The organism is Bacillus sp. IT-79MI2 (genome assembly GCF_949768135.1).
Taxonomy (GTDB): domain Bacteria; phylum Bacillota; class Bacilli; order Bacillales; family Bacillaceae_G; genus Bacillus_A; species Bacillus_A pseudomycoides.
This window is the reverse complement of sequence record NZ_CATKPV010000068.1, coordinates 23,670-34,208: the sequence shown is the minus strand read 5'-3', so window position 1 is coordinate 34,208 and position 10,539 is coordinate 23,670. Positions and strand designations below refer to the sequence as shown.

The following is a 10,539-nucleotide window of genomic DNA, read 5'->3' as shown; positions in this document are numbered from 1 at the left end:
ATTCCATTATCGTAGGTTTTTTTGTGATTTGTGGGCATTAAGCCTTTCATTGATGATTTAATTGTATCCTTTCACAAGACAAGCCCGTTTTTGGGGAAACAAGCTCCCGATTCTACATGTAAACATAATATAAATTGAATCCGCTCATTTAGAACATGATAGGATCCCCTTGTTGTTACGAATGATATTAAAGGAGGAATAGAGTAATGAGTGATAAATGCGATGACAGATGCGATGACAGACATGAACATCACCATAGACACATAAGACACGGCTTCGGTGGCGGTTTTGCGCTTCTAATTGTATTGTTTATTTTATTGATTATCATCGGTGCTAGCTGCTTCGGTGGCGGTTGCGGCTATGGCGGTGGCTTTGGCGGCGGCTATGGTGGCTTTGGTGGTTACGGATACTGCTAAACAAAAACTATTGGAAATAGCCTTGTGCACGCGCACAAGGCTATTTTATTCACAATTTAAGGCGTTGTGATAATTTATTCATGTAAAGGGAGCGGATTAAAAAGAAGAAAATGATCTCAATAATCCCAAATAAAGTGAGTACAAATAATAGTTCTTTGAGTAAAGAAAGGGCAAGTAATGCTTGTAAAAATTGAATTGCAAATATTGTATGGACAGTAGCAACCACATAAGGTACGAAAAATAAAATAGCCAGTTGAATTGTTGCAGAACGGAACATTTCAGATTCTGTTAATCCAATTTTTGTAATGGTAATATACTTTTGTTCTTCCCTTGTTAAATCGTTATACATACGGAAATATAAGACACTTGCGGCTCCAATAAAGAAGATAATGCCGAGAAACGTTCCAATAAAGAAACTAGAAACATTACTTTTTTTGCTGTATGCTAGTTCGTCACTAGATGTAAAAAGGCTGAATGGGACAACAGTATGTTGTTCTTCTTGCTCTTTGTTCTTCAATAAATCATTTCGATCTTTATCTAGACTATTTATTATATTTTTGGTAGGGATAAGAGTGTCTTCCCAATTTTCAACAAGATAGTTATAAATGGTAATCGTTTCAATATGCGGAAGCATGTTGTCAATTACGTAATCTTGCATCACAATTGTATGCGGAAGAGCGTATTGCGGCTCTACTCCTGGATTTAAAAATCCTTTAATGTGAAATTCTTTTTTATTAGATTCTAAAGTAATGGTTTGTTGCTTCGCGAACGGATTGGTTATTAAATTTAATAGTGTTGGTGAATATCTAGAAATTACATATGCATCGGCTGGATCTAACTGAACTTCTGGTTGCTTCAACAGTTTAGCTAGTGTATTATAATCACTCATTTTCATAATAACAATGTCTTGTTCTAGAGCTTTATCTTTTAAAACTCTAAATTTATATTTTTGATATTGAAATTGATGATTTGTAAGTTCTTGTTCTATTGTAGCAATATGTTTTTGTTCGAATGAATTCCCCTCATTAGATGTATAGGTGAATGGGACAGGGTATTGTTCCAGAATAGAGGCCCTTGTGTAATTATTCATAGCAAAGAGCGGTGTAATAATTGTGAAAGCAAGCGCAGATAACATAGTAACAATAAAGAGCATATTAATATTACCACGCGTACGTGCAACTAAATCTGAAATCCATAACATATTCATTTGTTTCATGTAAAATCTTCTTCTCTTTTTTAAAATAGATATAAAGAGAAGAAACGTTTGAGAAAAGAATAAATACGTTCCAATTATTACAAGTGGCAATATGGATAAAATAATGAAGACTACAGAGCCATCCTGTACGTTTTTTTCGGTGAAATATCCTTTCGGGTATCCAGCGATATAATAGCATAGTCCTAAACAAGCTAAAGCAAATAAAGAAGTGAGAATAGAAGGCCGTTTTTCTTTTCCTAACTTTTGCTCGTTTTTAATGAGACGAATCGTTTTACGTGTACGAACGAACATAGGTGTAAACGTAGAAACGATAAAAAACAGAATGATGAAAGTTACAGTTGTGACGATAATTGCTTTCGTTGGCCAATATAAGTAGAGCCCTGTTGCACCTGTTAATTTGGACGTAACCAATAGAAAAAGGTTAGAAAAAACAAGACCACCTTGAATACCAGCAAAAATGGCTAATAGTCCGATTATCATATTTTCCGTAAACACAAGTCGCTTTAATTGTTTATTGGAAATACCGAGAACGGTTAAAATACCAAATTGTTTTTTACGTACATTTAAAAATGTTCCAATCGAATACAGCAAGAAAAAGAACGAGAACATGACGATAACAAATTGCGCCATTCCAATTAGATTCATCAAAGGTCCTTGTTCATGTAAGTTCTGTAAACGCGGATGGTACGAGTATACAGTAAGTGAGAAGAAAACCATTATCGAAAAAGCACTGCTTACAAAATAAGCAAAATATGCTTTAGAATTACGCATGACATTTTTAAATGCAAATTGCCAAAACGTCATCCACGTCTTCCTCCTAATAAAGCCAACACATCTAATATTTCTTGATAGAACTTTTCTCGATATAATCCGCGGTGTAATTCATTATAAAGCTCGCCATCTTTAATAAAAATAACGCGGTTGCAATAGCTAGCTGCAAATGGATCATGAGTTACCATTAAAATGGTCGCTTTTTCTTCTTTATTTAACTTTGTAAATAACTCCATTACATCAATGGCAGCTTTTGAGTCTAAGTTTCCAGTAGGTTCATCAGCAAGCAAGAGCGATGGATGATGAATAACAGCGCGAGCTACAGCTGTACGCTGCGCTTGTCCGCCAGAAACTTCAAAAATCCGCTTATTTAAAATATGATCAATTCCAAGTTTATTTGAAATATTATCCAGTTTTTTATCCATTTCTTTAAGAGGAACATTATCTAACGTTAATGGTAATACAATATTCTCACCGATTGTTAACGTATCTAATAAGTTAAAGTTTTGAAAAACAAACCCTAGTTCTTGGCGGCGGAAAACAGCTAGCTTTTCACGGCGGAATGTATGAGGTTGTTTTCCGTTAATAAACACTTCACCAGCAGTAGGAGAATCAATTGTTGAAATGACATTTAAGAAAGTAGATTTACCGCTCCCTGAAGGACCCATAATTGCGACAAATTCACCTTTATCTACATGTAAATTTATATTTTTTAAAGCAGTATGAGGGACTTTGCCCTCATACACTTTGGAGACATTTTTAATGTGTAATACTTCTTCCATAAAAAATCACCTTTCTATTTCTTAAAACTTAATATGCTGAGATAATTTTTGCATATATAGGGAACGAATTAATAAGAAAAAGAGAATTTCAATCGTTCCAAAAATCGTAAGGACAACCGTAACTTCAGCAAATAATGATAGGTTTATGATCTCTTGTAACATCTTTGTAGCAAACATCGTATGGATGGAGGCCATAATATAGGGAACAAAGAATAAGATCGCAAGCTGAATGGTAGCTGAGCGTTTCATTTCAGATTCCGTTAAACCGATTTTTGTAACGGTAATATATTTTTCTTGTTCATTTGTTAAATCCGTATACATTCGGAAGTAAAGTACACTTCCAGCTCCGATGAAGAAAATGACACCAAGGAACGTACCGATAAAGAAGAAAGAAGCGGCGCCTAATTTGATTTCGTATAGCGAATTACTCGCTTCCTCCATGATATATAAAGGCTCTTTAGATGCGATACTCTCTCGGTCTTTCTGCAATTTTGTTATAAATTCCGCTGCGATTACATGTGTTTTTTCCCAATTTTGTACTTGAACGCTATACAGTTCCATATGTTTGATGCTACTCGATAAGGAGCGTACTGTATCATCAGATAAAATTAACAATTGTGATGCCAGTCCAGTTGGGATTACACTAAAAGTTTCAAATCCCTTTACATGTAAGGTAAAGGAATTTTGAGAAAGTGTAACGTTTTTTTGTTCGACCTGTCCCTCCAGAGGGCCTAGCAAGTTTTGATATCCATGTCCAGGAAGGATGTATGTTTCATTCCCCTTTACAGAAAGGCGTTTGAGATTTAAAGCAGTAGCAAGCTTGTTATAGTCACTTTGCTTTAATACATACACTTCTCTTTCATAGGGAGTCGTTTTATCTTCTTTCAATGACACTGCATATAAATCGGTTTTAAACGTTTTATATGTAAACTCTTCTTTGCTCAGTCGCTTTTCTAACCAGTCTATATGTTGAGAGGCCATGGGATTAGCATCATATGAAAGGTAGGTAAATGGGAATGGACTATTTTTGGCTACCTCCAATTTTATAAATTTCCCAAACCCATATATGAATGTAATCATTGTAAATGCGAGAGTAGATAACATAGCTACAATAAAAAGCATATTAATATTTGTTCGAATACGGCTTGCCAAGTCTGAAATCCACAGCATATTAATTCGCTTCATGTAAAATTTTCGTCTTGTTTTCAAAATGCGAATGAGCAGGAAGCAAATTTGTGAAAAGAAAAGGTATGTTCCAATTGCCACAAGTGACGGAATGACGAAAATACTAGAGAACATGTAAATCGATCCTATGTCTATACCGAGCGATAAAAAGAACTGTGGATTTCCGGCTAGTACATATCCCGATAGCAAACATAGAGCACCAAATAAAGAAATAAGTATAGATGGTTTTCGCTCTTTTTGCTTTACTTTTCCTTCTTTTAAAAGGCGTACTGCTTTTCGTGTGCGAATGAGCATAGGAGTAAAAGCAGAAACAATGATAAAGAGTCCAAGAAAGGTTGTTGTTGTTAAAATGATGGCTCCTGTAGGCCAATATAAATACAATCCTGGAACGTGTGTAATTTTTGCTGTTACTAATAAGAAAAATTGTGAGAATACGAGTCCGAGTTGAATGCCAACAAAGATGGACAATATCCCAATTAACATATTTTCCATAAAAACAAGACGTTTTAATTGCTTTCTCGATATTCCTAAAACGGTTAAAACTCCAAATTGTTTTTTACGAACTTTTAAGAAAGTGCCGATGGAATAAAGCAGAAAGAAAAAGGAAAAGCACACAATGACCACTTCTGAAAATACCATTAACCCTGTAATTCCATCAACTGTACTTAAATTTTGTAACCGAGGATGAAATAAATATACTGCAAACGAAAAGAAAATGGCAATGGAAAACGCACTGCTTAAAAAGTAGGCAAAATAAGCACGGGAATTTCGCGTTACGTTTTTAAATGCAAACTGCCAAAAAGTCATGCTGTATACCTCCAACTAGAAGAAAAAGATGTAGTCATGTTGCAAAAAATGTATGAGAGTGAGTTCTCATACATTTTGTTGAAATTGTGTATGTTCATTCTTCAATCACCTTCCCCGAGCCGTCTGCTTGATGATTTAAAGCGTTATGGAAGATGATTTTAATGCTAGTTCCTTTGCCTACTTCAGAGTCTAACTTCACGGAATGACCTAAATAAGAGCAAATTTTACTGACAATATAAAGCCCCATACCAGTTGATTCTCCGAAAGTACGTCCATTTTTCCCTGTGTAAAATGGTTCAAATACTCTTCGAACATCTTCCTGAGGGATACCAACACCTTCATCACGAACTTCTAAAATAATATCTTTTCCATTTCGATAAGCAGACAAGAAGACTTTCTTTCCGCGTTCACCAGAATAACGAACAGCATTTGTCATTAATTGGTAAATGATAAACTTTAACCATTTTGCGTCCGAAGCAACTTTAAGATCGGAATGAACTTCTAAAACAGGGAAGACTCCGTTGCGAATAAAGAGTTCCTTTAAGCCATTGATATTTTTCGTTACAGCATCTTTTAAGGAGAGTGTTTCTACATGGAAATCCTCGTGGAAGTTATTCAGCCTCGCCATATATAACGCCATATCAAGTCCTTGATTTAATCTTTCTAGTTCTTTCTTAAACTTCGGAATGAGATGTTCATCTTCCATTTCTAGTACCATCAGCTGCATAATAGAAACTGGCGTTTTCATTTGATGTACCCAGTGATTAATAAACAATTGGTGTTCTTGTTGTTTGACTTCATATGATTGCAGTTCTTTTTGGAATAGACGATACTGAGTCCGAACAAGCTCATTTACGCCGTGTGGCATTGGGGCAGTTGCTCTTTCAATAAACGCATCTTCCATTTTTTCTGGTGGCTCACTTAATCTGTGGTACATTCTGCGGTTGCGAACATAGCGATAAGCGAGAAAGCAAATAAATAAATATAAGCTTAATACAATAAAGTAGAATTTGTTGTTTTGGAATCCATCTACAGCATCATAGAGAATAAAAATGATACCGAAGTTTAGTGCATATAATAGAAAAAACGCAAAATGATCACGCAAAAATAACTTCATTCTTATTCACTCCAAGTTGCGTTAAAACGATACCCTAATCCGCGTACTGTTTCAATTGCATTTTCAATACCAAGCTCATTAAATTTCTTACGAAGACGTGTAATGTTTACATTCAATGTGTTTTCTTCAACGAAGCTTTCATCGTCCCAAAGTGCAGCTAATAGATCTTCGCGGTTTGCTGTACGAGGGTGTTTCGATAATAACATTTCCGCCAAGATAGCTTCTTTCTTTGTAAGAAGAACTTGCCCCGTTCCAAAATGGATTTCTGGTCGTTCAGGAAATAATTTCAAACCTTCTACTTCAACAATACGCTCAGAAATATTTGGAGCATAATCACCATAAATACGGCGTAATTGACCTTTAATTTTCGCCATTACAACATCGTAGTGGAATGGTTTTGTAATATAATCATCCGCACCGCTTTCAATCGCCATAATTTGTTCCATCTCACCAGCACGAGCAGAAATGAAAATAATCGGGCAAGTAGATTCATGACGAATTTGACGGCACCAGTAGAAGCCATCGAACTTCGGTAAGTTGACATCTAGAAGTACTAGGTGTGGTTTCACTCTATTAAAAGAATCCATAATATCATCAAAGTTATCAGCGACAACAGCCTCATAACCATATTTTTGAATGTGAGACTGAAGTAAAGATGAGATATTTGGATCGTCTTCAACAATTAAAATTTTATACATATGTATATTCCTCCTAAAAAACAATTGTAGCTATAGTGTACCATGTGTTTCTTGTCTTTTCATTACCTTGAAACGAGTGCTAGTAAACAGTATAGGATAAAAGTGGAAAAAGCAAAAAGGGTTATGGATTTAATTGACAATAAACGTTTTTTATTTTAACATTTAGATAAATATCTAAATGTCTAATTAGTGAAAGGAAGAAAGACATTGAACCAAGCATTTAAAGCATTAGCAGATCCAACAAGGCGAAAAATATTAGATTTATTAAAAGAAGGCGATTTAACGGCTGGAGAAATCGCCGAACACTTCAATATGACAAAGCCAAGTATTTCACATCATTTAAGTGCACTTAAAAACGCGGAACTTATACAAGATGAAAAAAGAGGACAATTTGTTGTGTATTCCTTAAATACTACTGTTTTTCAAGATTTATTAACTTGGGTGTTTACGTTTACGAATAAAGGGGGAGAGGGGAAATGAAAAAGCATCTTTTGGCAATCATACTAATTCTTATAACATGTGTAGCATGGGCAATTTCTTGGCCATACTTGCCAGATACAATCGCAACCCATTGGAGCGGCGGGACCGCTGATGGATTTTCTTCGAAATTAACTGGAATGATGTCTATGGTTGGTATCATGATTGGTTGTTATGTATTTCTAAATGTTTTACAAAAGATTGATCCAAAGAAAGAAAACTATGAAAAATTTTCTAAAGCTTTAATGATGATAAATAATAGCCTGCTAGTTGTCTTATTTATCGGAAACATAGATATCATTACAAATGGCTTAGGGTATAAATTATTTATTAATCGGATCCCCGAATTACTTGTTGGAATTTTATTTTTAATTATTGGTAATTATTTACCGCAGTGTAAACCGAATTTCTTTGTGGGTATGCGTAACCCATGGACATTGAGTAATGAAGAAGTATGGCGCAAAACACACCGTTTTAGTGGGAAGGTATTTGTAATTTTAGGACTTATGATGATCGTAAGTATTGTTGTGCCAGCTAGTTGGAGGTCTTATATGATGCTTACAATGATACTAGTAGCTGTGGTGTTGACGAATGGATATTCTTATATTTTATATAAAAAGGAACAACTATAAATAGTAGATACGATTCTGTAAGGACGTTTGCAAGTAATGATATGTGGTGAGGATGAAGTCTTATTGCGTATCATTTTAATTATATAGGTCTGAATATTCAGTTTTGTTATATGTGAGTCTAAATCGTTTGGGGGAGAGAGTATGTTAGAAATCATAAATTTTAGCAAAACCTACAAAGGTGGCAAAAAAGCAGTAGATGATTTGAGTTTAACTGTTCAAGCGGGAGATATTTTTGGGTTTATTGGACATAATGGCGCTGGGAAAAGTACGACGATTAAGTCGCTAGTAGGTGTTATAGACTTTGAGGAGGGCGAAATTTTTGTTGATGGGCATTCAGTAAAAAAGGACCCGATTACGTGTAAGAAGGTCATGGCATACATTCCTGATAATCCAGATTTATATGAACAACTAACAGGGATTCAATATTTGAACTTTGTGGCGGATGTTTTTGGGGTGTCTGTAAAGGACAGAGAAGAACGGATACAAACATATGGAGATGCTTTTGAGATTACACCATATTTGGGGGATTTAATATCCTCCTACTCACACGGTATGAAACAAAAAGTAGCGATTATATCAGCAGTTGTGCATCATCCAAAATTATTAGTTTTAGATGAGCCTTTTGTTGGTCTCGATCCAAAGGCGGCTCTTGTACTTAAGGGGATGATGAAGGAACTTTGTGAATCAGGCAGTGCGATTTTCTTTTCTACTCATGTATTAGATGTAGCAGAGAAGTTATGCAATAAGATAGCGATGATTCACAAAGGGAAACTAGCAATCTCGGGGGAAGTAAAGTCTTTAATCAAGGGAAATTCATTAGAAGAGCTCTTTATGAAGGTGCTTGCCGATGAGAAGTAATATGCTGGCCCTTTTAAAAATTCGTTTCATCACGCAGCTCGGCCTCAATACGTTTAAATATGAAAAAGATAAGAAAAAGAAGCAGAATAAAATTTTAATTTCAGCAACCATTGCATTGGTTTTTGTCATGTTGATGCTATATTGTGGAAGCGCGGCATATGGATTAATCAAACTTGGGATAGGAGAAGTCATTCCGGTCTATGCATTTGTTATTAGCAGTATATTAGTTTTGTTTTTCACTATGTTTAAGGCGAATGGTGAAATTTTTGCCTTTAAGGATTATGATTTTGTTATGTCTTTACCGATTCGTGTAGATACGATTATTGCTAGTAGATTTTTGTATTTGTACGTATTAAATACTGTCTTTTCAATGGTCATCATGCTACCGATGGGGATTATTTATTGTATATATGAGAATCCGTCAATATCTTTCTATGTAATGTGGATCATAACTCTGTTTACAGTATCTTTAATTCCAACAACAATTGCGGCTGTTTTTGGTGCATGCATTACGGCGATAGCATCTAAGTTTAGACATGCGAATCGAGTCACTACCGTTTTAAGTTTTATGGCAATTATTATATTTGGCTACTTTATGTTCAAGCAGGGAAATACGAAATATAGCCTGACTGATTTGGAAGGGATTGGAGCAGTCCTTTCGGAACAATTGACTAAAGTGTATCCGCTAGCTAACATTTTTCAAAAAGCAATTGTCGATGCGAATATAGGAGCTTTTATTCTTTTTGTCAGCATATCAGTTATTTGGTATTATCTTTTTGTAAAAATACTCTCGCTTAAATATAAGCAAATCAATACAGGAGTTTCTACGTACCATACGCGTTCCGATTACAAGATTGATCATATGAAGAAAGAAAAAGTGTTGATTGCATTATATAAAAAAGAACGGAAGCGTTTCTTTTCTTCTACAGTATATGTGATTAATATCGGTATGGGAGTTGTCATGGCAGTCATATTCTCACTTGCAGTCGTTATAGTAGGGCCAAGTCAATTCATTGGATATCCTGGGATCGAAACGCTTTTACAAAAGGTTGCTCCATTTGTTATTTCAGCAATGATTGCAATGACGTGTACAACGTGTGTGTCATTGTCGCTCGAGGGGAAAAACGTATGGATTATCAAGTCATTGCCTCTTACACCGAAAATGATTTATGACAGTAAGATTCTCATGAATCTTTCACTCAGCATACCTACATCAATTATTAGCGCTATCCTTATGATTATAGGTTTAAATCCAGGTATTTGGACTTCAATTTTAATCGTAATAACTCCAATCATATATTCATTTTTTTCAGCAGTATGGGGGATTTTTATTAATAACCGATTTGCTTATTATGATTGGGTGTCAGAAACGCAAGTAGTGAAACAGAGTATGGGAGCTTTTCTTGGTATGTTTGGCGGCATGATTCTGGCAGTCATTCCTGCCTTTCTTATAGGTACTGCTGTGATATCGAGCTATAGGATATTTACTTTTGTAGTTATTGCAATACTTTCTAGTATTACCGTGCTACTGTATAACAATGAATCTAGAGGAAGTATAAAATGAGTGGTTTTGGTTAAGG

Annotated in this window: 10 protein-coding genes; 5 read left to right on the top strand and 5 right to left on the bottom strand. The window is 35.2% G+C overall.

Annotated features, from left to right (window positions below; genetic code table 11):
- Positions 1 to 206 precede the first annotated feature (206 nt).
- Complete coding sequence (locus ACM6HU_RS17780) at positions 207 to 416, top strand: YjcZ family sporulation protein (RefSeq protein WP_016116823.1); 210 nt, start codon at positions 207 to 209, stop codon at positions 414 to 416.
- A gap of 49 nt (positions 417 to 465) precedes the next feature.
- On the opposite strand, the gene ACM6HU_RS17775 is transcribed toward ACM6HU_RS17780, so the two are convergent.
- The 5 genes from ACM6HU_RS17775 to ACM6HU_RS17755 form a co-directional block, all read right to left on the bottom strand.
- The gene (locus ACM6HU_RS17775) at positions 466 to 2,436 is read right to left on the bottom strand and encodes an FtsX-like permease family protein (RefSeq protein WP_016116822.1); all 1,971 of its coding nucleotides are present in this window, start codon (positions 2,434 to 2,436) and stop codon (positions 466 to 468) included.
- Positions 2,433 to 3,185 carry an ABC transporter ATP-binding protein gene (locus ACM6HU_RS17770; protein WP_016116821.1) on the bottom strand — a complete coding sequence of 251 codons (753 nt, stop codon included), beginning with the start codon at positions 3,183 to 3,185 and terminating at the stop codon, positions 2,433 to 2,435. Before ACM6HU_RS17770 ends, ACM6HU_RS17775 begins: the two co-directional genes overlap by 4 nt.
- 21 nt (positions 3,186 to 3,206) lie before the next feature.
- A complete protein-coding gene (locus ACM6HU_RS17765) occupies positions 3,207 to 5,177 on the bottom strand; it encodes an ABC transporter permease (protein ID WP_016116820.1) in 1,971 nt (656 codons plus the stop codon).
- 94 nt (positions 5,178 to 5,271) lie between these two features.
- Positions 5,272 to 6,294, bottom strand: a complete 1,023-nt coding sequence (locus tag ACM6HU_RS17760; RefSeq protein WP_016116819.1) for a sensor histidine kinase — start codon at positions 6,292 to 6,294, stop codon at positions 5,272 to 5,274.
- Between the two features lie 2 nt (positions 6,295 to 6,296).
- Positions 6,297 to 6,992 carry a response regulator transcription factor gene (locus tag ACM6HU_RS17755; RefSeq protein WP_016116818.1) on the bottom strand — a complete coding sequence of 232 codons (696 nt, stop codon included), beginning with the start codon at positions 6,990 to 6,992 and terminating at the stop codon, positions 6,297 to 6,299.
- Between the two features lie 207 nt (positions 6,993 to 7,199).
- Here ACM6HU_RS17755 and ACM6HU_RS17750 point away from each other — a divergent pair, with 207 nt between their 5' ends.
- The 4 genes from ACM6HU_RS17750 to ACM6HU_RS17735 all read left to right on the top strand — a co-directional run bounded on the left by ACM6HU_RS17750 (position 7,200) and on the right by ACM6HU_RS17735 (position 10,523).
- Positions 7,200 to 7,472 (top strand): autorepressor SdpR family transcription factor, encoded by a 273-nt coding sequence (locus tag ACM6HU_RS17750; RefSeq protein ID WP_016116817.1) that lies wholly within the window; start codon positions 7,200 to 7,202, stop codon positions 7,470 to 7,472.
- On the top strand, positions 7,469 to 8,101 hold the full coding sequence (locus tag ACM6HU_RS17745; protein ID WP_016116816.1) for an SdpI family protein: 633 nt from the start codon (positions 7,469 to 7,471) through the stop codon (positions 8,099 to 8,101). Before ACM6HU_RS17750 ends, ACM6HU_RS17745 begins: the two co-directional genes overlap by 4 nt.
- 141 nt (positions 8,102 to 8,242) lie before the next feature.
- Entirely contained in the window at positions 8,243 to 8,959 is a 717-nt protein-coding gene (locus ACM6HU_RS17740) for an ABC transporter ATP-binding protein (RefSeq protein WP_016116815.1), read from the top strand.
- A complete protein-coding gene (locus tag ACM6HU_RS17735; RefSeq protein WP_033671605.1) occupies positions 8,949 to 10,523 on the top strand; it encodes a putative ABC transporter permease subunit in 1,575 nt (524 codons plus the stop codon). Before ACM6HU_RS17740 ends, ACM6HU_RS17735 begins: the two co-directional genes overlap by 11 nt.
- Positions 10,524 to 10,539 lie beyond the last annotated feature (16 nt).

Excerpts from the sequence above, each read along its gene's own strand:
- ACM6HU_RS17755 (WP_016116818.1), bottom strand. The coding sequence starts at position 6,992 with ATGTATAAAATTTTAATTGTTGAAGACGATCCAAATATCTCATCTTTA.
- ACM6HU_RS17770 (WP_016116821.1), bottom strand. The coding sequence starts at position 3,185 with ATGGAAGAAGTATTACACATTAAAAATGTCTCCAAAGTGTATGAGGGC.
- ACM6HU_RS17735 (WP_033671605.1), top strand. The coding sequence starts at position 8,949 with ATGAGAAGTAATATGCTGGCCCTTTTAAAAATTCGTTTCATCACGCAG.
- ACM6HU_RS17745 (WP_016116816.1), top strand. The coding sequence starts at position 7,469 with ATGAAAAAGCATCTTTTGGCAATCATACTAATTCTTATAACATGTGTA.
- ACM6HU_RS17765 (WP_016116820.1), bottom strand. The coding sequence starts at position 5,177 with ATGACTTTTTGGCAGTTTGCATTTAAAAACGTAACGCGAAATTCCCGT.
- ACM6HU_RS17740 (WP_016116815.1), top strand. The coding sequence starts at position 8,243 with ATGTTAGAAATCATAAATTTTAGCAAAACCTACAAAGGTGGCAAAAAA.
- ACM6HU_RS17760 (WP_016116819.1), bottom strand. The coding sequence starts at position 6,294 with ATGAAGTTATTTTTGCGTGATCATTTTGCGTTTTTTCTATTATATGCA.
- ACM6HU_RS17780 (WP_016116823.1), top strand. The coding sequence starts at position 207 with ATGAGTGATAAATGCGATGACAGATGCGATGACAGACATGAACATCAC.
- ACM6HU_RS17775 (WP_016116822.1), bottom strand. The coding sequence starts at position 2,436 with ATGACGTTTTGGCAATTTGCATTTAAAAATGTCATGCGTAATTCTAAA.